This window comes from Catenuloplanes niger (genome assembly GCF_031458255.1).
GTDB classification, from domain to species: Bacteria; Actinomycetota; Actinomycetes; order Mycobacteriales; family Micromonosporaceae; genus Catenuloplanes; species Catenuloplanes niger.
In genome coordinates, this window is record NZ_JAVDYC010000001.1 from 3,853,601 (window position 1) to 3,874,070 (window position 20,470).

A 20,470-nucleotide genomic window follows, 5' to 3' on the forward strand; every position below is an offset into this window, starting at 1 on the left:
GCGCGGCCGCACAGGGTCACAGAGTCAGCGTCCCCGCGGATACCATCGCCCAGGCGAAGGAGGCGGGATGCGTGGCCGAGCTGGCATCGCCGCAGTCACCATGCTGTGGGCTTTGACCGGATTTATCCCCTCAGAACCCACCATGCCACAGAAAACCGTGACGCACCTGGCGGGCATCAGAACACAACTCTCCGCTCCCGCGCCAGTACCCCTTAGGTCAGTCTCCGCGACCGCTTTGTCCTGCGAAAGCACCGCTGCGCCGTCCGGTGTCGTCCGAGAAGAGCCATGGGCACAGCAACGGTACGGCCTGGACCGCCTCGTCCCGATCGCGGACGGCACCGGCACGGTGGTCGCCGTCATCGATTCCGGCGTCGACCCCACCCACCCGCAGCTGGCCGGCCGGGTGCTGCACGGCACCGACTTCCTGGACGACGGCGGCGAGGGCGCGCTCGACTGCGTCGGGCACGGCACCGCGGTCGCCAGCCTGATCGCGGCCGGTCCCGCGCCCGGCGTCGCGTTCCGGGGCGTCGCGCCGGAAGCCCAGATCCTGCCGGTACGGGTGAGCGAGCAGCAGATCGTGGACGGCGCGCAGACCGGCCGCACGGTCCCGCCCGACCGGCTCGCCGCCGCGGTCCGGTGGGCCGTGGACAACGACGCGGACGTGCTCAACATGTCCGTCGTGCTCTACCTCGACGATCCGGCGCTCCGGGCCGCGATCGGCTACGCGGTCGCGAACGACGTGATCGTGGTCGCGGCCGTCGGCAACCAGCACGACGTGCCCGGCCCGGCCACGGATCCCACGCCGTATCCCGCGGCCTACGCCGGTGTGCTCGGCGTCGGCGCGATCACCGAGGACGGACGGGCCGCCGGCTTCTCGCAGACCGGCACCTACGTCGACCTGGTCGCGCCGGGCGGTCACGTGCTGACCGCGGTGCCCGGCGGCGGCCACGCCTACGCGGACGGCACCAGTTACGCCGCCCCGTTCGGCGCCGCGACCGCCGCGCTCGTCCGGCAGCGCCGGCCGGACCTGAGCGCCACCGACGTGATCGCGCGCCTGGTCGCGACGGCCGATCCGGCGCCGGGCGGCCCGGCCGGTGAGGCGTACGGCTACGGCGTGCTCAACCCGTACCGAGCGGTCACCGACACGGTGCCCGCGCCGCCGCCCGCCCGGACCGGACCGGCCGTGACGCCGGCCGTCCCGGCCGCCGAGGCGATCGCGGCCGGGCACCCGGGCACGCCCCGCGCGCTCACGCTCGCGGCCGCCGGCCTGGCCGCCGTCACCGTCACGCTGGTCCTCGCCACGGTCCTTCCCCGCGCCCGCCGCCGCGGCTGGCGCCCACCCACCACGAAGAACGACTGACCCACGCCTCAGCACCCGGAGTCGGCCCGCGCACCGCGCGACGGACCGGAGGCGACCGGCCGCCGGCCGGCCGAACGACTGACCCACGCCTCAGCACCCGGAGTCGGCCCGCGCACCGCGCGACGGACCGGAGGCGACCGGCCGCCGGCCGATCGAACGACTGACACACGCCTCAGCACCCGAAACCGCACCGCGCACCGCGCGACGGACCGGAGGCGACCGGCCGCCGGCCGGCCGAACAACTGACCCGCACCTCAGCGCGCGGAGCCGGTCCGCTCACCGGCTCGGCCACCGTGCGACCGCGTGACGCGACGCGGGCCGGACGATGGTCCGCCCGGCCGCGTGCGGTCTCCGGTTCCGGACCGGCGTGACGGGGCTCAGCACGGATCGAACAGGGACCGGTTCCGGGCCTCGGTGGCCAGGTAGTCGGCCGCGGCGTCGTCGACGGCGCGGCCGATCTCGTGCAGCAGCGCGATCAGGTCGTCGGCCGCGCGCCGCCAGGCGTCCCGTCGCTCCACGAAGGCGCGGCGTGCCTCGCCGCTCCACGCCTCCGCCGGCAGACGCGACGCTTCGTCGAGCGCGTCGAGCGTCGATCGCAGCGCGGCCGCGGTCGCGGCGATCTCCCCGCCCATCCCGCGCACCGCGCCGACGTCGACCATCACGATCGGCCCCAGGCACCGAACAGAGCCGCCAGCTCGACGGCCGCGTCGTCGTCGGCCGCGACGTAGGCGGCCGCGGTGGCCCGTAGCAGCACCGCCGTGCCGGTCAGCGCGGCCACCAGCGTCTCCTGGTCGTGTGCCCAGGCCGCGCGCAGTTCCTCGAACGCGGTGCCGCCCGCGCCACGCCAGGCCGCGCGGCCGCTGTCCAGCCGGGCGAGCATGCCGTCCAGCAACGCCCGGAGCTCGGTCGCCGCGTCGTCGCACCTCGCCGCCGCGCCCGCCAGCGCCGCCGGGTCCACCGTGGTCGTCTCTGTCATCTGCCGCCCCTTCCGTGCCCTCCAGGCGTCGCACGCTATCCAGCGCCGCCGGTCTTCGCCGGGCCCACGGATCAATAGCGGCAAGCCGGGAGCGCCCCGGCGTTTCCCGGCAATGACCGCACCGTGCGCACGTCCGTCACCAGCGCGAAGGACGGCACCGCGGGCGGCGGGAGTGCGCCGAACGGCACGATCCGACACGGCAATCGGTCACCTTGCCCACCGCTCGGGCCAACGAGTGACCCGGGCGAGGCGCCGCCCCACAGCAGGGCGGGGCGGGTCGCCCCTACGGCTGAGCGGGGCGGGTCGCCGCCGCCGGGTCGAGGGCCGCGCCCTCCGGGATCAGCTCGACCAGGGCGGCCGGCAGGCGCAGCGGCGTCGCGTCCGGGTAGCCGAGCGTGGGCAGCAGGTCCGGCGACGCGAGCGCGTGCCGCCGGCCCGCGGCCGTGACCAGGCTGATCGTGCCGCCACCGGCGCCCGGCGCGGCCGTCGCCTCGACCAGCGCACCGCGCCCCGGCTCCACCCGCACCGCGGCCGACGCGTACCCGGACGCGGCCGGCAACCGCACGCCGACCCGCAGCCCGTGCAGGCCGGCGTCCGAGTCCGCGACGCCGCAGAGCGCGTCCTCCACCGGCATCAGCGCGGGTGTCGTCGCCGGTCCGTCCGGTGGGCGCAGGTCGCCCGCGCGGGGCGCCGCCGCGTACGCCGCCTGGGGCAGCTCGACCGGCCCGGACTGGCCGATCCGCGGGTCGCCGAGCAGCAGATCGGCCTGCACCTGCGTGATCGCGGCCAGCCCTCCGGTCAGCGCGACCGCGTACTCCCGGGCGCCGCCCTGCGTCGCCACCACGAAGACGCTCCCGACGACCGCGCCGGTCACCACGGACGGATCGCCGAGATTCGGGATCGGCGGTGCGGCCAGCGCGGATCCGAGCGGCACCGTGTTCAGCAACGCGGTGCTCACCAGGGCGGGCCGCACCGCACCCCAGCCGAGTGCGGACAGCACCGCCTCGGACGCGACCGGATGCCGCCGGTCGCGCCAGAGCAGGTGCGTCTCACCGGCGGCGGTGACCAGCGCGCCGGACTCGTCCAGCCGGGTCCCGCCGTCCGCGGCCGGCCCGGCCAGCAGCACCGGCGAGCCGGCGACGGAACAGAGCGACCACGGCGCCCCGGCCAGCCGGTCGGCCGGCGGCAGCGAGTCCGGCGCGTCCACGATGCCCAGCGGTACGCCGCGCGGCACCTCCTCGATCGACCGCCGGGACACCAGGACCGTGGCCGCCTCCGGTGCTCCCGCGATGAGCAGCGCCGACGCGTAGTTGACCACCGGGTGCAGCCGGGCGTCCCGGTAGACGTACCGCGCGCCGGTCTCCTTCTCCACCACGACCGCGCGCTCGTTCCGCCAGTTCGTGGCGCCGCCGCCGGTGAACAGGTCGTAGATCAGCACCGCTCCGGCGCCGATCGCGGCGACGAGCAGCCCGGCCAGCACCGCGCCGCCGGTCCGCGCGAACGGCGTGCGCACCGGGTCGGTCTCGCGTGTGACCAGCGCCGCGACCACCCGCTGGACCGCGAACCGGTACGCCTGAAGCTGGTCCTGCCGCGACGGCACCGCACCCTCCACATCGCTCCGGCCGGCCACACCCCACATCGATCGTTATGGGTACGCAACCGGCTACCGGCAGGCAGGTTAGCGCGACGGCCGCCGTCGCGCGGACCGCCCGGCCGCACCACCGGGGCCACCCGTTCCGGCCCGGCGACGGCACACCGCGCGTCGCCGGGCAGCGACGCTCGGCGAGCAGTCGACCGCGCAGCGACGTAGCCGCTGGTGACGCTGTGCGAAGATCGGATCGTGGGCATCCTCATTCGGCTCGGCATCAGCGCGCTGGCACTCTGGATCGCCACGCTGGTCGTTCCGGGCATCTCGCTGGAGACCGGGTCGCTCGGCGGCGCGGTCGGCACGCTGGTGGCGGTCGCGGTGATCTTCGGGTTGGTCAACGCGGTGCTGCGGCCGCTGATCAAGGTGGTCGGCTGCGGGTTCTACCTGCTGACGCTGGGCCTGATCGCGCTGGTCGTGAACGGTCTGCTGTTCATGCTGACCGGCTGGATCGCCGGCGAGCTGAGCCTGCCGTTCGTGGTGGACGGTTTCTGGCCGGCCGTGCTCGGCGCGCTGCTGGTCTCGATCGCGAGCTGGGCGCTGAACCTGTTCGTGCCGGACGGCAACGACTAGGCCCGGCATCGGCGTGGGGCCGAGGCGAGGCGCGGCCCGGCCCTCCGCTTCGATACGGGGCCTTGCTCACACGCAAGGACCGCCGGCGCGGGAGGGCCTTACGGTAGGCCCCATGGACGAGACACGCCGCGGACTCGCGTACGGCCTGGCCGCGTACGCCATCTGGGGTTTCTTCCCGCTCTACATCCGGCTGCTGGAGCCGGCCGGCCCGGTGGAGGTCCTGGCCCACCGGGTGATCTGGTCGGTCGCGTTCGTCGCCGCGCTGCTCACCCTCGTCCGCGGCTGGTCGTTCCTGCGCGCGCTGCGCGGGCAGCCGAAGCGGCTCGGCGGCATCGCGCTGGCCGCCGTGCTGATCGGCATCAACTGGGGCGGCTACATCTACGGCGTCCACACCGAGCGCGTGGTCGAGACCGCGCTCGGCTACTTCATCACGCCGCTGGTCGTGGTGCTGCTCGGCGTGCTGGTGCTGCGCGAGCGGCTGCGCCCCGCGCAGTGGGCCGCGCTCGGCGTGAGCGCGCTGGCGGTGCTGGTGCTGACGGTCGACTACGGCCGGCTGCCGTACCTGGCGTTGACGCTGGCCGCGAGCTTCGGCACGTACGGCCTGGTCAAGAAGAACCTGGCACTGCCGCCGTCCGGTGGCCTGTTCGTCGAGTCGGCCGTGCTGGCGCTGCCCGCGCTCGCCTATCTGAGCTGGCTGGCCGTGACCGGTGGCGCCACGTTCGGCACCGAGGGCGCGGGCCACCTGGCGCTGATGGTGCTGTCCGGCGCCGCGACCGCGATTCCGCTGATCATGTTCGCGAGCGCGGCGAACCGGCTCACGCTGACCGCGGTCGGGATGCTCCAGTACGTCGCGCCGATCCTGCAGCTCGTGGTCGCGGTGTTCGTCTTCCACGAGCCGATGCCACCGGCCCGGCTGGCCGGCTTCGCGCTGGTCTGGGTCGCGCTGATCATCTTCACCGTGGACGGCATCCGGTCGAGCCGCGCCGCGCGCCGCACGGCGGCGCCGGAGACGGCCCCCGTCTAGGCTAGGGCACCACGTACGTCAGCAGCGTCGTGTCGTCGGACCGGACCAGCTCGAACCGGTCCAGCTCATCCCCGGTGTAGTGGGTCAGGCCGGTCAACTCGACCCGGTCCCCCGGCGCCGCCCACCACGAACCGATCTGGTCCTGGGTCCCGTCCGCGCCCTTGGCGATCAGCCGGAACAGGATCGCCTTGCCCTCCTTGCCGGTCGACTCGTAGGCGCACTCCATCGCGATCGCGGTGCCGTACTCCTTGCTGGTCATCCCCACCGCGGCGGAGACCGGCACGGTGGCGGCGACCGGTTTCATCTCCTTCAGCTCCGGTGGCGGCTCGGACGAGGAACTCGGGAGCGCGACCGGTGGAGCCGAGGAACCGCTGCCGCGCAGCGCGTCCGCGCCGAAGCCCACCACGAGCGCGAGCGCGGCCGCGGCGGCGAGCGTTCCGGCGTACCGCCATCGGCTCGTGCGCCGGCTGCGGCGGCGTTCCGTGGTGGCGGCCGTGATCACGCGGGGCAGCCGGGACCGCTCCGCCGGGACGGCCAGCTCGGCGAAGTCCGCCGGGTCGAGCCGTCCGAGCAGGCCGGGCAGGACCGCGATCTCCGCGACCGCCTCCCGGCAGAACGAACAGGTGGACAGGTGCCGCTCGTAGGCGGCCCGTTCTCCGGGGGAGAGCGCGCCGAGGACGTAAGCGCCGTCGTCGTACGCGTAATCGCACCTCACCGCATCACCCCCATTTCTTCCAGCGCCATGCGCAGAGCTCGCAACGCGTAGTGGGTCCTGGACTTGATCGTGCCGGGCGGGACGCCCAGCCGTTGTGCCGCCTCCGACACCGATCGTCCCTGGTAGAAGCACTCCACCAGGACCTCTCGGTGTGCGGGGGAAAGCCGGGACAGAGCCTCGGCGACGGTCCACGCCTCCACTGCGCGGTCAGCCTCGTCTTCCGTCGGTGGTGGTTCCGGCAGCACGTCGGTGATCACCTCACCGGGTCGTGCGGACCGCCGTCGCCACGCGTCGATCGCCAGGTTCCGTGCGGTCGTGAACAGCCACGCCCGTACCGAACCCCGCTGTGGGTCCAGCGCCTCCGGATGTCGCCACGCGCGAAGCAACGTCTCCTGACAGAGATCTTCGGCGCGCTGACGGTCTCCTCCGGCGAGCCGAAGCGCGTGTGCGAACAGCGCGTCCCCGTGCTCGTCGTGCAAGACCCGCAGCAGTGCGGTGCCCTCGTCCGTCAACGGCCACCCCCCTTTCCTGGCTCTAGGTACGCGGCCCGGCCCGGAAACGGTTCAAAGGCCAGCTCACGCGCTGCAATTCACCTTTGGTTCATTCGCCAGCCACCGTCGGTGCTCGGAAGGGATCACGGGTTCTGGCAGCGTGCGGCACGCACGGCCGGTAACAGGGTGGCCGCGCTCGTCCACGCCCCCTGCCTTCGGACGTGGAGAACCGATATGTCTGACCCGACGAGGAGGCTTCACCACATGTCCGAACGCCCACGCCTGCTGCCGCTGCTCGGCCAGTCCGGCCACGCCGGCCGTAGCTCGATGACGTGCCTCTACCGCTGCGGCAACGCGTGCGACCACCCGGTTCCGAACGAGTCCGGGAACGAGTACTTCGGCGACCTGGTCTCCGGTGAGGTCTCCCGTCGCGGCGTGATGCGCGCCGGCGCGATCGGCGCCATGGTGCTCGGTTTCGGTGGTGCCGCGGCGGCCGCCGCCACGCCCGCGACGGCTGCCCCGGCCGCCGAGGGCTTCGTGCCCGCGGCCACCCGCAAGCCCGGCAACGGCGGCACGAAGGGCAAGCTGGACTTCAAGCCGATCCCGCCGAACACGCTGGACAGCTTCGTGGTCCCGAACGGCTACGACCACTCCGTGGTGATCAAGTGGGGCGACGAGGTCGTCCCCGGTGCGCCGCGCTTCGACCTGGCCAAGCAGACCGGCAAGGCGCAGTCGAAGCAGTTCGGTTACAACAACGACTTCGTCGGCGTGATCCCGCTGGGCCGCGGCGGCGACAAGGCGCTGCTCGTGGTCAACCACGAGTACACCAACGAGAACCTGATGTTCCCGGGCTTCACCACGCTGGACGCGCTGAGCACGGAGCAGATCAAGGTCGCGATGGCCGCCCACGGCCTGTCGGTGGTCGAGATCGAGCGGGTCGACGAGACCGGCGAGTGGGTCGTGGTCGACCGCGGCCGTCGCGCGTACAACCGTCGGATCACCGCGTCCGAGACCGCGTTCCAGTTCACCGGCCCGGCCACCGGCTCGGCCTGGCTGAGGACCGCGGCGGACCCGCGCGGCACCACGCCGATCGGCACGCTCAACAACTGCGCCGGCGGCGTCACGCCGTGGGGCACCGTGCTCTCCGGCGAGGAGAACTTCAACCAGTACTTCGTGGGCGGCGACGCGGTCCCGGCCGAGCTGAAGCCGCGCTACGCCCGCTACGGCATCTCCACCACGGCCCGCTACCCCAGCGACAGCCGCAAGTGGGACCGCGTGCAGGAGCGCTTCGACCTGGCCAAGCACCCCAACGAGGCGAACCGCTTCGGCTGGATCGTCGAGGTGGACCCGTTCGACCCGGAGTCGAAGCCGCGCAAGCACACCGCGCTGGGCCGGTTCAAGCACGAGGGCGCGAACGTCATCGTGGCGAAGAACGGCAAGGTCGTGGCGTACATGGGCGACGACGAGCGGTTCGACTACCTGTACAAGTTCGTCTCCGACAAGAAGTACATCGCGGGCGACTCGTCGTACGCGCGGAAGAACAACCTGTCGCTGCTCGAGTCCGGCACGCTCTACGTGGCAAAGCTCAGCTACACCAGTGCCGCCGAGATCGACGGCACCGGCAAGCTGCCGAGCGACGGCGCGTTCAACGGCACCGGCAAGTGGATCAAGCTGGTCAGCGGCAACAAGTCGTTCGTCGACGGCATGACCGCGGCGGACGTGCTGGTCTTCACGCGCCTGGCCGGTGACAAGGTCGGCGCCACCAAGATGGACCGGCCCGAGGACGTCCAGCCGAGCCTGGTCACCGGCAAGATCTACGCGGCGATGACCAACAACACCAACCGCGGTGTCGGTACGAACGCGGCCGCCGACGAGGCGAACCCCCGCAACGCCAACAAGCACGGTCACATCTTCGAGATCACCGAGGACCGTGGCGACCACACCAGCGAGTCGTTCTCCTGGGCGCTGCCGATCGTCTGCGGCGACCCGGCGGACTCCGCGACGTACTTCTCCGGCTACGACAAGACAAAGGTCTCGCCGATCTCCTGCCCGGACAACGTCGCATTCGACTCGACCGGCAACCTCTGGATCTCCACCGACGGCAACGCGCTGGGCGGCAACGACGGCCTCTTCGCCACGCCGATCGAGGGTCCGGAGAAGGGCCACCTCAAGCAGTTCCTCACCGTGCCGCGCGGCGCGGAGACCTGCGGCCCGTTCATCACCGAGGACGACCGGTCGGTCTTCGTGGCGGTGCAGCACCCGGGTGAGCTCACCGGCGCCTCGGTGGAGAACCCGGCCTCGAACTGGCCGGACGGCGACATCGCCAAGCCGGGCGTCGTGGTGACCTGGCGCCGCGACGGCGGCTTCATCGGCGCCTGACGCCGAGGATCCGAGGCCGGCGGGGGTACCGTACCCCCGCCGGCTTTCTCGGTCAGCTCGTCCCGTTGGGCTCGCCCGCGGCCAGTGCGTCGGCGACCACCCGCGCGGTCGCCTGCAGCCGGGTGCGCAGCACACGGGCGGACGTCATCAGCTCCGCGGCCGGCAGCGCGCAGGCGATCACCACGCGCCGCTCCAGATCCCGGTCCGGGGTCACGATCAGGCCGGCGCAGGCGACGCCCTGCCGGAACTGGCCCATCTCGATCTGCATGCCGCGTCGTTCGCCGGCGGCCAGGTCGTTCTCCAGCTGCTCGGCCGAGATCAGCGTCTGCGCGGTGAACTGCCGCATGCCGAAGTCCCGCAGGTATCGCCCGCGCTGGTCGGGGGTGAGCGTGGCCAGCAGCGCCTTGCCGAGCGCGGTCGCGTGCGCCCCCTCGTCGAAGCCGGGGACGAGATCCTCCACATAGGGCGAACGGGGGCCCTCCGCCACCGCCGTGATCGCCACCTTGTTGCCGACGAAGCGGCCTAAGTAGTGGCTGTAACCGCTGTCCGCCGCGGCGCGCCGTAACGCGTCGCCGACCGAGGGCGGCCCGCGGAACGCGGCGACCAGCTCCCGGTACCGGTCGGCGATCTCGAGCCCGACGATGTAGGTGCCGTCCTCCCGCCTGATCACGTAGCCCTCGTAGGCGAGGGTCCGGACCAGGTGATACGTCGTCGCCACCGTCAGCTCGCACCGCCGTGCGATCTGCTTCACCGTCAGTCCACGCGGTGCCCGCCCGACCGATTCCAAGACACGTAGCGCACGCGAGACGCTACGAATCAGGTCGGACGGCTCCGCTAAGGGGTCGCGCACACCCACCTCCGTAGCCATGGACTTACACCATATGAAAAAGGCTTCGATGAGGGAATGCCCGAATGGATTGAGAAACCCAGATATCTCGTGACCTTGGGTGGCCAAGCTAACACTTTGGGTGGTACGCCCGTTTCCAGTAGCATTTGCCGAGATGACCAAGATCCGCTTCACCCCTGGTCCGGTGGGCGGCGTGCTCGCCACCACGATCGCGGTCGTCCTACCCGGATTCCTGGTCGGCGGGCTCGCGGTCCAGATCGGTGAGTCGTTCCCGCTCTCGCCGGCCCAGCTCGGCATCGCCATCTCCGTCTACTTCGGCGTGAGCGCGCTCGCCTCCGTACCGGCCGGGCGCCTGGTCGAACGGCACGGCTCCGGCCCCACCGCGCGCGCCGCCATCCTGCTCTCCGCCGCGTCGCTGCTCGCGGTGGCGCTGCTGGCGAACTCCGCGCTCACGCTCACGCTGCTGCTCGCGGCCGGCGCCGGCGCGAACGCGCTCGGCCAGATCGCCGGCAACGCGGCCCTGGCCCGGCACGCGCCCCCGGGACGGCAGGGGCTGTCCTTCGGCACCAAGCAGGCCGCGATCCCGCTCTCCACGCTACTGGCCGGCGCGGCCGTGCCGACCGTGGCGCTGACGCTCGGCTGGCGGTGGGCGTTCGTGCTGGCGGCCCTGCTGGCGCTGAGCGCGCTGCCGCTCGCGCCGTCCGCGCCCGCGTCCCGGCGTGCTCCCGGCGCCGCGTCCGGCCGGGGAGCCGCCGCCGGGCTCGTCGTCGTGGCGGTCGCGGCCACGCTCGCGGCCGGCTCCGCGAACGCGCTCGGCACGTTCCTGGTCGACGCGACCGTGGCGCGCGGCGTCGACCCCGGCCCGGCCGGGCTCGCGCTCACGCTGGGCGGCGCGGTCTGCGTGGCCGCGCGCGTGCTCGGCGGTTACCTCGCGGACCGGCTGCCGGACCGGCAGCTCACCGTGATCTCCGCCCAGCTGATCGTCGGTGCGGGCGGGCTGGCGCTGCTCACGCTCGGCGGCAACCTCGTGCTGATCACCGGCGTGGTGCTCGGCTTCGGGCTCGGCTGGGCCTGGCCCGGCCTGATGAACTTCGCGGTGGTGCGCCTGCACCCGCAGGCACCGGCCGCCGCCACCTCGGTCACCCAGACCGGCGTCTACGCGGGCGGCTGCCTGGGCCCGCTGACGCTCGGATTCGTCGCCACCCACTTCGGATACACCACCATGTGGCTCGCGGCCGCCAGCGCCATGCTGGGGGCCGCGCTGTGCATGGCGCTCGGCGCGGCCCTGCTCCGCCGCGCCCACCCCGCCACCTGACTCGCCCCGGACACCGGTCGAGGCGTCCCCCGTGTCGCCGGAACGACACGGGGAACGCCTCGACGACGGAACGGGACGTCAGGCGGACAGCAGCCGGCGGACGCGGTCGGCGCCGGCCGCGAGCAGCAGCGTGGGCAGGCGCGGGCCGGTGTCCCGGCCGACCAGCAGGTGGTAGAGCAGCGCGAAGAACGACCGCTGCGCCACCTTCAGCTCCGGCGTCGGCTTGGTGTCCGGCGGCAGCCCGGCCAGCACCTTCGGCACGCCGTAGACCAGCGTGGTCAGGCCGTCCAACGACCAGTGCTCGTCCAGCCCGGCCACCAGCAGCCGCAGCGACTCGCGCTGGGTGTCGTCCAGGCTCTTGATCAGGTCGAGGTCCGGCTCGTCCCGCAGGCGGGTGCGCTGCTCGGCCGGCACGTACGTGGCCACCCAGGTGGCGGCGCGGTCCAGCCGCGGGCGCACCTCGGCCAGGCCGGTGATCGGCGCCGCCGGGTCCAGGTCGTGCAGGATTCGCAGCATCTGGCCCTCGTCGCCGGTGGTGATGTCCGCGACGCTGGCCAGCGTCCGGTACGACACCGGCCGCGGCGTCACCGGCAGCACTCCGGCCGCGGTGCTCGCGGCCCGGGCGTGCACGGCCGCGTCCACCTCGTTCGCCTCGCCGGCCGCGATCCGCTTCTCCAGCGCGTCCCACTCGTCGTAGAGCCGCTGGATCTCCTGGTCGAACGCGACCTTGAACGACTGGTTCGGCCGGCGGCGCGCGTACAGCCAGCGCAGCAGCGGCGCCTCCATGATCTCCAGCGCGTCGGCCGGCGTCGGCACGCCCCCCTTGGAGCTGGACATCTTCGCCTGTCCGGAGATGCCGACGAACGCGTACATCGGCCCGATCGGCTGCTCGCCGCCGAAGATCTCGGTGACGATCTGGCCGCCGACCACGAACGAGCTGCCCGGCGACTGGTGGTCCACGCCGGAGGGCTCGAAGACGACGCCCTCGCGCGCCCAGCGCATCGGCCAGTCGACCTTCCAGACCAGCTTGCCGTCCGTGAACTCGCTCAACAGCACGGTCGCGGTGTGCCCGCAGACGCAGGTGTAGGTCAGCTCGGTGCTGTCGTCGTCGTACGCCACGACGGTGGTGAAGTCCTTGCCGCACTCCGCGCAGAACGGCTTGAACGGGTAGTAGCCGGTCGCGGTCGCGCCGTCGTCCTCGCCGGCCGCTCCCGAGCCCTCGGCGGCGTCGGCGGCCGCGGCCTGGTCGGCCTCGTCCAGCTTCGGGCCCTGCTGCTTGGGGCCCTTCTTCGGCGCGGCACCGTCCCGGTTCTTCGTGCGGTAGCGGTCCAGGATCGCATCGATCCGGCCCCGCTCCCGCATGGCGAGCAGAACCTGGTCACGGTACGCACCGGAGGTGTACATCTCGGTCTGGCTGATGCCCCGGTACTCCACGCCCAGCTCCGCCAGCGACTCGATCATCGCGGCCTTGAAGTGGGCGGCCCAGTTCGGATATTCCGAGCCGGCCGGCGCCGGAACCCGGGTCAGCGGCTTGCCGATGTGCTCGGCCCAGCTCTCGTCGACGCCCGCGATGCCGACCGGCACCTTCCGGTAACGGTCGAAGTCGTCCCAGGAGATGATGTGCACGACGTCGTGGCCGCGCCGGCGGATCTCGTCCGCCACCAGATGCGGCGTCATCACCTCGCGCAGGTTTCCGAGGTGGATCGGCCCGGACGGGCTGAGCCCGCTCGCACAGACGATCGGCTTGCCCGGCGCACGACGCTCCGCCTCGGCGATCACCTCGTCCGCGAACCGATTGACCCAGTCAACATCGCTGCCAGCAGCCACGACCTGTTACACCCTCCCGGAGAACCGACACGGCCATTGTCCCCGATCACATCGCCCGACCCGCAGCTGGGCGACGCCGGGCGGGGTTTCGGTGACCGACGACGGCACCGCCGGCCCGCGGGAGCGTGCGGGCCGGACCACGCCGGAAGCGGGAATATCCGCTTTGAAGGTTTTTAAGAGGTTCTGTCGGAGATGAAGTCGCAGAGGCCCTCGAGCGTGCGGCGGGTCGGGCCCTCCGGCAGGACCGCTATCCGGTTGCGGGCCTCGTCCGCGTAGGCGCGGACCGTCTCCCGCGCGCGCTTCATCGCCGGCGACTCGCGCAGCAGGCCGAGCGCCTCCGCGTGCAGCGCGTCGTCGACCAGCGGGCCCATCGAGAGCAGCTCGCGCAGCCGGACCGAGGCCGCGTCCGCGTCGTCCGACGCCAGTGCGTAGAGCACCGGCAGCGTCGGCACGCCCTCGCGCAGGTCGGTGCCGGGTGTCTTGCCGGACTGGATCGACTCGGACGCGATGTCCAGCAGGTCGTCGGAGAGCTGGAACGCGATGCCCATCGATATGCCGTAGCCGGCGAGCGCGTCGACCTGCTCGGCCGGCGCACCGGCGAAGAGACCGCCGAACCGGGCGGACGTGGCGATCAGCGAGGCGGTCTTGTCCTCGATGACCTTGAGGTGGTGCGCGATCGGGTCGCCGTCGCGCGGACCCACGGTCTCGGCCAGCTGACCCTGCACGAGCTGCGAGAACGTCCGCGCCTGGAGCCGGACCGCCTCGGTGCCCAGGTCGGCCGATATGTCCGCCGCGCGGGCGAACAGGTAGTCGCCGACCAGGATCGCGACCGAGTTCGTCCAGCGGCTGTTCGCGCTGGGCGCACCGCGCCGGACGGCGGCCTCGTCCATGACGTCGTCGTGGTAGAGCGTGGCGAGGTGGGTCATCTCCATGACCACCGCGGCCTGGGTCACGCGCGCCTCGGTCGGGTCGCCGAGGTGGGCGCCGACCGCGACGAGCAGCGGCCGGAAGCGTTTGCCGCCGGCCGAGACGAGATGCATCGACGCCTCGCGGACCAGCGGATCCGCACTGTCGACGCTGTCCCGGAGACTGGCCTCGACCTCCTCGAGGATCGCCGACACCGACGCCTCGATGGCGGGGTCGACGAAGTCGATCCCGCTCGCATGCACTGCACCTGGGGTAAGGCCTGCCACGACTCTACGATGCCATATGCGTGGCAGGCCAGCCCTGTGGGGGAACACGGCGCTACTGGACGAACTCGGCGGCGCCGCTGGTCAGGTCCAGGAGCAGGGACGGGGCCACGCCGAGGAGCAGCGTCATCGCCACACCGATGGTCAGCGCGACCGTGGTGAACACGCCGGGGACGGAGACGGTCGGCGTGGCCTCGCTCGGGTCGGAGAGCCACATCATGACCACGACCCGCAGGTACGGGAACGCGAGCACGATGCTGCTGATCACACCGGCGATCACGAGCCAGGTCTGCCCGCCCTCGATCGCGGCGCCGAACACGGCGAACTTGCTGATGAATCCGCTGGTCAGCGGAATCCCGGCGAACGCGAGCAGGATGAACGTGAAGAGCCCGGCGATCAACGGTGACCGGCGGCCGAGCCCGGCCCAGCGGGACAGGTGACCGGCCTCGCCGTCCGCGTCCCGGACCAGCATCACCACGGCGAACGCGCCGAGCACCGTGAACCCGTAGGCGACCAGGTAGAACATGGTGCTGGCGAGCCCGGCCTCGCCGCTGGCCAGCACGCCGACCAGCAGATACCCGGCGTTCGCGATGGACGAGTAGGCCAGCAGCCGCTTGATGTCGGTCTGCGTCACCGCCAGCACCGCACCAATGATCATGGTGAGCACCGCGATGACGCCCAGGATCGGCGTGAAGTCCCAGCTCAGGCCGTTGAACCCGACGTAGAGCACGCGCAGCAGCGCGCCGAACGCGGCAACCTTGGTGCACGCGGCCATGAACGCGGTGATCGGCGTCGGCGCGCCCTGGTAGACATCCGGCGTCCAGACGTGGAACGGCACCGCCGCGGTCTTGAACAGCAGGCCGATGGAGAGCATCGCCAGGCCCGCGTAGAGCAGCAGCGGGTCGCGGTCGGACTCGGCGGCCGCGGCGTGGATGCTGCCGAAGTCGACCGCGCCGACGAAGCCGTAGATGAGCGCCACGCCGAACAGGAAGAACGCGGACGCGTACGACCCGAGCAGGAAGTACTTCAGCGCGGCCTCCTGGCTGAGCAGCCGCCGCCGGCGGGCGAGCGCGCAGAGCAGGTAGAGCGGCAGCGAGAAGACCTCGAGCGCGATGAACATGGTGAGCAGGTCGTTCGCGGCCACGAAGAGCAGCATGCCGGCGATCGCGAAGAGCGCGATCGGGTAGACCTCGGTCAGGCCGGGCGCGCGGGCGGCCTGCCGGACGTCCGCGTCGGAGCCGACCGTGATCGCGGCCTGCGGCACGAACGCGCCGCCGGCCTCCAGCTTCCGCTCGCCCATGAGCAGCAGTGACACCAGCGCGAGCACCAGGATCGCGCCCTGCAGGAAGACCGCGGGACCGTCGATGGCGAGCGCGCCGGCGGCCGTGGTGGCCCGGGTCGAGGCCTGGGTGACCACGACGACCAGCCCGGCGACCGTGCCGAGCAGGGCCAGGCTCAGCTGCACCGCGTGCCGCGCCCGCCGGGGTACGAACGCCTCGACGAGCACGCCGAGGCAGGCGGCGCCGAACAGGATGAGGATCGGCGCGACGGCCGCGTAGTCGATGGATGGTGCCTTGAGTTCGTCCATGGTCACTTCGCCGCCTCGGTGATCGCCGTGGGTGCGGGGTCCGTCGCGCCGACGTCCTGCATGGTGGCCTGCACGGCCGGGTTGATGACGTCGGTGATCGGCTTCGGGTAGAAGCCGAACACGATGATCATCGCGATCAGCGGCGCGACCACGACCTTCTCGCGCAGCGTGATGTCCCGGCGCATGCCCTCGACCTCGGCCAGCGCCGGGTTCGGGGTGCCCTGCACGGTGCGCTGGACCATCCAGAGCACGTACGCGGCCGCGAGCACGATGCCGAGCGTCGCGATGATCGCGATCGGCTTGTTCACCGTGAACGTGCCGACCAGCACCAGGAACTCGGAGACGAACGGCGCGGTCCCGGGCATCGCCAGCGACGCCAGGCCGGCGAAGAACAGCACACCGGCCAGGATCGGGACGTACTTGCCGGCGCCGCCGAAGTCGGTGATCAACGCGGAGCCGCGACGGGCCACCAGCATGCCGACGACCAGGAAGAGCAGGCCGGTGGCGAGGCCGTGGTTGACCATGTAGAGCACCGCGCCGGTACCGGCCTGGGTGGTGAACGCGAAGATGCCGACGCCGATGAAGCCGAAGTGCGCGATCGACGTGTACGACACGAGCCGCTTGAGGTCGTTCTGCCCGACCGCGAGCAGCGCCGCGTAGATGATGCCGATCACGCCGAGCACCAGCGCGAGCGGCGCGAAGTACCGGGACGCGTCCGGGAAGAGCGGCAGGCAGTACCGCAGGATGCCGAACGTGCCGACCTTGTCGAGTATCCCGACGAGCAGCGCGCCCGCGCCGGCCGGCGCCACCCCGCCGGCGTCCGGCAGCCAGGTGTGGAACGGGAAGAACGGCGCCTTGATCGCGAACGCGAGGAAGAAGCCGAGGAACAGCCACCGCTCGGTCCCGGTCGACATGTCGATCTGGGTCAGCGCCGCCCAGTCGAACGTCTTGCCGCCGGCCACCCACAGCCCGACCACGGCCGCCAGCATGAACAGGCCGCCGACCAGCGAGTAGAGGAAGAACTTGACCGCCGCGTACTGCCGCTTGGCACCGCCGTAGGAGCCGATGAGGAAGTACATCGGCACCAGCATGACCTCGAAGAACACGTAGAAGAGGAAGACGTCGGCGGCCGCGAAGACGCCGATCATCGTCGACTCCAGGGCCAGCAGCAGCGCGAAGTAGACCGGCACCGACCGTCCACTGGCGTCCGCCTCGTGCCAGGCCGCCAGGATGACGATCGGCACCAGCACCGCGATCAGCATCAGCATGACCAGCGCGATGCCGTCCACCGCGAACGTGAAGTTCGCGCCCCAGCCGGGGATCCACGGGTACGACTCGCGCAGCTGGAGCCGTTCGCCGCCGGCCTCGAACGCGACCCAGAGCGCCACGGTCAGCGCCAGGATGCCGAGCGACCAGGCGAGCGTGAGCCACTTCGCCAGCTCGGGCCGGCTGCGTGGCAGGAACGCCACGACCAGCGCGCCGACCAGCGGCGCCACGGTCAGCACCGACAGGTAGGGAAAGGAGCTCACACCAACCACCCCAACTGCAGCGCGACGAACGCCGCCGTGACCACCAGCGCGCCGGTGAGGATCGACATGGCATAGGAGCGGACGAAGCCGGTCTGCATCCGCCGCAGCCGGCCGGACCCGCCGCCCACCGCGGCCGCGAGCCCGTTGACCACACCGTCGACGCCCCGGTTGTCGAGGAACACCAGCGCGCGGGTCAGGTAGAGGCCGGGACGCTCGAACACCCACTCGTTGAACGTGTCCGCGTAGAGGTTCCGGCGGGCCGCGGTGACCAGCACGCCCGCGGGCTGCTCCTGCTCCTGCGTGCCGTTGCGGAACAGCAGCCAGGCCAGACCCGCGCCGAGCACGGTGACGCCGAGCGACAGGATCGTGATGACCGTGTGCGACAGGACCGCGTGGTGCTCGCCCTCGTGCGTGCCGAGCGTCGGCGTGAGCCAGTCCGGCACGCTCGTGGAGAGCAGGAAACCGGACGCGACCGACCCGACCGCCAGCAGGATCAGCGGGACCGTCATCAACGTGGGCGACTCGTGCGGGTGCACATCGGCCGTCCAGCGCTTCGGGCCGTGGAAGGTGAGCACGAACAGCCGCGTCATGTAGAACGCGGTCAGTCCGGCGCCGAGCAGCGCGGCGCCGCCGAACAGCCAGGCCGTCCAGTCCTCCCGCTCGAACGCGGCCGCGATGATCGGTTCCTTGGAGAAGAAGCCGGAGAACGGGAACATGCCGATGATCGCCAGCCAGCCGAGGCCGAACGTGGCCCAGGTGATCCGCATGTGCTTCGCCAGCCCGCCGAACCGCCGGATGTCGGTCTGGTCGTTCATCCCGTGCATCACCGAGCCGGCACCGAGGAACAGGCCGGCCTTGAAGAAGCCGTGCGCCAGCAGGTGCACGATGGCCAGCGCGTACGCCCCGCCGCCGAGCCCGACGCCGAGGAACATGTAGCCGATCTGCGAGACCGTCGACCAGGCCAGCACGCGCTTGATGTCGTCCTTGGCGCAGCCGATGATGCAGCCGATCACCAGCGTCAGCGCGCCGATCGCGACGACCGTGGTCTGCAGCGTCGTGTTCGCGGAGAAGACCGGGTTGGAGCGGGCGATCAGGTAGACGCCCGCGGTGACCATGGTGGCCGCGTGGATGAGCGCGGAGACCGGGGTCGGGCCCTCCATCGCGTCCGGGAGCCAGGCCTGGAGCGGGAACTGGCCGGACTTGCCGGTCGCACCGAGCAGCAGCAGGAGGCCGATGGCGAGCACCATGCCCGCGCTGAGCGCCGAGACGCCGTTGAAGACCTCGTCGTACTGCGTGGTGCCGAGCGCCGCGAACATCAGGAAGATGGCGATGGCGAAGCCGGCGTCGCCGACCCGGTTCATCAGGAACGCCTTCTTGCCCGCGGTCGCGGCGGCCGGCTTGGTGTACCAGAACGAGATCAGCAGGTACGACGCGAGACCGACGCCCTCCCAGCCGACGTAGAGCATCACGTAGTTGTTGCCGAGCACCAGCAGCAGCATGGCCGCGACGAAGAGGTTGAAGTAGCCGAAGAACCGGCGACGCCCCTCGTCGTGGCGCATGTACTCCACCGCGTACAGGTGGATCAGCGAGCCGACGCCCGTGATCAGCAGCACGAACACCGCGGAGAGCGGGTCGTAGAGCAGACCGAAGTCGACCTGCAGCGCGAAGACGTCGATGAACTGCCACAGCGACAGTTCGACGGATTTGTTCTCCAGCCCGCGCAGCTGCGCGAAGAGGACGAGCCCGAGGACGAACGACGCCGCCGGGGCCAGCACGCCGAGCCAGTGGCCCCAGCGGTCGGCGCGGCGGCCGAGCAGCAGGAGCACCGCGGCGCTGGCCAGCGGGATCGCCACCAGCAGCCACATCTGCCCCAGCAGCCCCGTGGCCTGGGCGTACTCCACCGTGTGTTGTTCCACAGTCGGCCCCTTAGTACTTCAGGAGGTTGGCGTCGTCGACGCTCGCGGAACGCCGGGTCCGGAAGATCGACATGATGATCGCCAGGCCGACCACCACCTCGGCGGCCGCGACGACCATGACGAAGAACGCCATGATCTGGCCGTCGAGGTTTCCGTTGATCCGGCTGAAGGTGACCAGCGCGAGATTCGCGGCGTTGAGCATCAACTCGATGCACATGAACAGCACAATCGCGTTGCGGCGGATCAGCACGCCGGACGCGCCGATCGTGAACAGGATCGCGGACAGCACGATGTAGGCGGAGGGTGACATCTACTTCTCCGTCCCCTTGGGCGCCGACTCCTGGGAGGTCAGCTCGCGGACCGGGAGGATCTTCGAGATGCTGCGCTCGGCGAACGTGCCGTCCGGCAGCCGGGCCGGCGTGGCGACCGAGTCCGAGGTGGCGAAGATGCCGGGGCCGGCCTTCGGCCCGGGGTAGCTGCCCGGCGCGAACCGGGCCTTCATCCGCTCCACCTGCGACGGCTTCTCGCCCTTGGCCCGCTCGACGTGCGCCAGGATCATCGCGCCGACCGCGGCGCTGATCAGGAGCCCGGAGGTGACCTCGAACGCGAAGACGTACCTGGTGAACAGCAGGCTCGCGATGCCCTGCAGGTTGCCGCCCTCGTTCGCCGCGGCCAGGCCGACCGCGCCGGTGCCGGCCAGCGCGCGGGACAGGCCGGCGCCGACCAGGCCGGCGAAGCCCAGACCGAGCACGATCGCGGCGACCCGCTGGCCGCGCAACGTCTCGATCAGCGAGTCCGACGCGTCCCGGCCGACCAGCATCAGCACGAACAGGAACAGCATCATGATCGCGCCGGTGTAGACGATGATCTGGGCCATGCCGATGAACGGGCCGGCCTGGGCGACGTAGAAGACGCCGAGGCACAGCATGGTGACGACCAGCCAGAGCGCGGAGTGCACCGCGTTGCGGGCCAGCACCATGCCGAGCGCGCCGATCACCGCGAGTGGCGCCAGGATCCAGAACAGCGCGGTCTCCCCGCCGGAGAGCTCGGTGATCATGCCGGACTCCTCTCACCGCTGCGGTGTCCGTGTGGTCG

18 protein-coding genes are annotated in these 20,470 nt (G+C 71.7%); 5 read left to right on the plus strand and 13 right to left on the minus strand.

Annotation, left to right across the window (positions count from 1 at the left end; genetic code table 11):
* Positions 1-235: 235 nt before the first annotated feature.
* Positions 236-1,360 carry a type VII secretion-associated serine protease mycosin gene (gene mycP / locus J2S44_RS16795; protein ID WP_310414521.1) on the plus strand — a complete coding sequence of 375 codons (1,125 nt, stop codon included), beginning with the start codon at positions 236-238 and terminating at the stop codon, positions 1,358-1,360.
* A gap of 377 nt (positions 1,361-1,737) precedes the next feature.
* Here mycP and J2S44_RS16800 read toward each other — a convergent pair whose 3' ends face one another.
* From J2S44_RS16800 to eccB, 3 genes are all read right to left on the minus strand, one after another.
* A complete protein-coding gene (locus J2S44_RS16800; RefSeq protein WP_310429721.1) occupies positions 1,738-2,019 on the minus strand; it encodes a WXG100 family type VII secretion target in 282 nt (93 codons plus the stop codon).
* On the minus strand, positions 2,019-2,336 hold the full coding sequence (locus J2S44_RS16805) for a WXG100 family type VII secretion target (RefSeq protein ID WP_310414524.1): 318 nt from the start codon (positions 2,334-2,336) through the stop codon (positions 2,019-2,021). Before J2S44_RS16805 ends, J2S44_RS16800 begins: the two co-directional genes overlap by 1 nt.
* A 283-nt stretch (positions 2,337-2,619) precedes the next feature.
* Positions 2,620-3,936 (minus strand): type VII secretion protein EccB, encoded by a 1,317-nt coding sequence (gene eccB / locus J2S44_RS16810; RefSeq protein ID WP_310414526.1) that lies wholly within the window; start codon positions 3,934-3,936, stop codon positions 2,620-2,622.
* Positions 3,937-4,176: 240 nt separating this feature from the next.
* Here eccB and J2S44_RS16815 point away from each other — a divergent pair, with 240 nt between their 5' ends.
* Together J2S44_RS16815 and rarD are read left to right on the plus strand one after the other, a co-directional pair.
* Entirely contained in the window at positions 4,177-4,554 is a 378-nt protein-coding gene (locus J2S44_RS16815) for a phage holin family protein (RefSeq protein WP_374727855.1), read from the plus strand.
* A 112-nt stretch (positions 4,555-4,666) separates the two neighbouring features.
* Entirely contained in the window at positions 4,667-5,578 is a 912-nt protein-coding gene (gene rarD / locus J2S44_RS16820; protein ID WP_310414529.1) for an EamA family transporter RarD, read from the plus strand.
* Between the two features lies 1 nt (position 5,579).
* On the opposite strand, the gene J2S44_RS16825 is transcribed toward rarD, so the two are convergent.
* Complete coding sequence (locus J2S44_RS16825) at positions 5,580-6,293, minus strand: anti-sigma factor family protein (RefSeq protein WP_310414532.1); 714 nt, start codon at positions 6,291-6,293, stop codon at positions 5,580-5,582.
* On the minus strand, positions 6,290-6,805 hold the full coding sequence (locus J2S44_RS16830) for a sigma-70 family RNA polymerase sigma factor (RefSeq protein WP_310373650.1): 516 nt from the start codon (positions 6,803-6,805) through the stop codon (positions 6,290-6,292). The genes J2S44_RS16825 and J2S44_RS16830 overlap by 4 nt, the downstream gene beginning before the upstream one ends.
* A gap of 243 nt (positions 6,806-7,048) precedes the next feature.
* Here J2S44_RS16830 and J2S44_RS16835 point away from each other — a divergent pair, with 243 nt between their 5' ends.
* Positions 7,049-9,163: a PhoX family protein gene (locus tag J2S44_RS16835; RefSeq protein WP_310414536.1), complete on the plus strand. Its 2,115-nt coding sequence runs from the start codon at positions 7,049-7,051 to the stop codon at positions 9,161-9,163.
* Positions 9,164-9,215: 52 nt separating this feature from the next.
* On the opposite strand, the gene J2S44_RS16840 is transcribed toward J2S44_RS16835, so the two are convergent.
* Positions 9,216-10,013 carry an IclR family transcriptional regulator gene (locus J2S44_RS16840; RefSeq protein ID WP_310429725.1) on the minus strand — a complete coding sequence of 266 codons (798 nt, stop codon included), beginning with the start codon at positions 10,011-10,013 and terminating at the stop codon, positions 9,216-9,218.
* 151 nt (positions 10,014-10,164) lie between these two features.
* Between J2S44_RS16840 and J2S44_RS16845 the strand changes: the two genes are divergently transcribed.
* Positions 10,165-11,325 (plus strand): MFS transporter, encoded by a 1,161-nt coding sequence (locus J2S44_RS16845; protein WP_310414539.1) that lies wholly within the window; start codon positions 10,165-10,167, stop codon positions 11,323-11,325.
* Positions 11,326-11,403: 78 nt separating this feature from the next.
* Here J2S44_RS16845 and lysS read toward each other — a convergent pair whose 3' ends face one another.
* From lysS to J2S44_RS16880, 7 genes are all read right to left on the minus strand, one after another.
* The gene (gene lysS, locus J2S44_RS16850) at positions 11,404-13,152 is read right to left on the minus strand and encodes a lysine--tRNA ligase (protein WP_310414542.1); all 1,749 of its coding nucleotides are present in this window, start codon (positions 13,150-13,152) and stop codon (positions 11,404-11,406) included.
* Between the two features lie 173 nt (positions 13,153-13,325).
* Positions 13,326-14,321 carry a polyprenyl synthetase family protein gene (locus J2S44_RS16855; protein WP_310414544.1) on the minus strand — a complete coding sequence of 332 codons (996 nt, stop codon included), beginning with the start codon at positions 14,319-14,321 and terminating at the stop codon, positions 13,326-13,328.
* Between the two features lie 76 nt (positions 14,322-14,397).
* Positions 14,398-15,930, minus strand: coding sequence for an NADH-quinone oxidoreductase subunit NuoN (gene nuoN, locus J2S44_RS16860; RefSeq protein ID WP_310414546.1), 1,533 nt, complete (start codon positions 15,928-15,930; stop codon positions 14,398-14,400).
* A gap of 2 nt (positions 15,931-15,932) precedes the next feature.
* A complete protein-coding gene (locus J2S44_RS16865) occupies positions 15,933-17,459 on the minus strand; it encodes an NADH-quinone oxidoreductase subunit M (protein ID WP_310414549.1) in 1,527 nt (508 codons plus the stop codon).
* The gene (gene nuoL / locus J2S44_RS16870; RefSeq protein ID WP_310429727.1) at positions 17,456-19,324 is read right to left on the minus strand and encodes an NADH-quinone oxidoreductase subunit L; all 1,869 of its coding nucleotides are present in this window, start codon (positions 19,322-19,324) and stop codon (positions 17,456-17,458) included. Before nuoL ends, J2S44_RS16865 begins: the two co-directional genes overlap by 4 nt.
* A gap of 61 nt (positions 19,325-19,385) precedes the next feature.
* Positions 19,386-19,685 (minus strand): NADH-quinone oxidoreductase subunit NuoK, encoded by a 300-nt coding sequence (gene nuoK, locus J2S44_RS16875; RefSeq protein WP_307241413.1) that lies wholly within the window; start codon positions 19,683-19,685, stop codon positions 19,386-19,388.
* Positions 19,686-20,432 (minus strand): NADH-quinone oxidoreductase subunit J, encoded by a 747-nt coding sequence (locus J2S44_RS16880; RefSeq protein WP_310414552.1) that lies wholly within the window; start codon positions 20,430-20,432, stop codon positions 19,686-19,688.
* Between the last annotated feature and the right edge of the window lie 38 nt (positions 20,433-20,470).

Coding starts and splice junctions, on each gene's coding strand:
- J2S44_RS16800 (WP_310429721.1), bottom strand. CDS start 2,019: ATGGTCGACGTCGGCGCGGTGCGCGGGATGGGCGGGGAGATCGCCGCG.
- J2S44_RS16805 (WP_310414524.1), bottom strand. CDS start 2,336: ATGACAGAGACGACCACGGTGGACCCGGCGGCGCTGGCGGGCGCGGCG.
- rarD (WP_310414529.1), top strand. CDS start 4,667: ATGGACGAGACACGCCGCGGACTCGCGTACGGCCTGGCCGCGTACGCC.
- J2S44_RS16835 (WP_310414536.1), top strand. CDS start 7,049: ATGTCCGAACGCCCACGCCTGCTGCCGCTGCTCGGCCAGTCCGGCCAC.
- J2S44_RS16845 (WP_310414539.1), top strand. CDS start 10,165: ATGACCAAGATCCGCTTCACCCCTGGTCCGGTGGGCGGCGTGCTCGCC.
- nuoN (WP_310414546.1), bottom strand. CDS start 15,930: ATGGACGAACTCAAGGCACCATCCATCGACTACGCGGCCGTCGCGCCG.
- nuoL (WP_310429727.1), bottom strand. CDS start 19,324: ATGTGGCTGCTGGTGGCGATCCCGCTGGCCAGCGCCGCGGTGCTCCTG.
- nuoK (WP_307241413.1), bottom strand. CDS start 19,685: ATGTCACCCTCCGCCTACATCGTGCTGTCCGCGATCCTGTTCACGATC.
- J2S44_RS16880 (WP_310414552.1), bottom strand. CDS start 20,432: ATGATCACCGAGCTCTCCGGCGGGGAGACCGCGCTGTTCTGGATCCTG.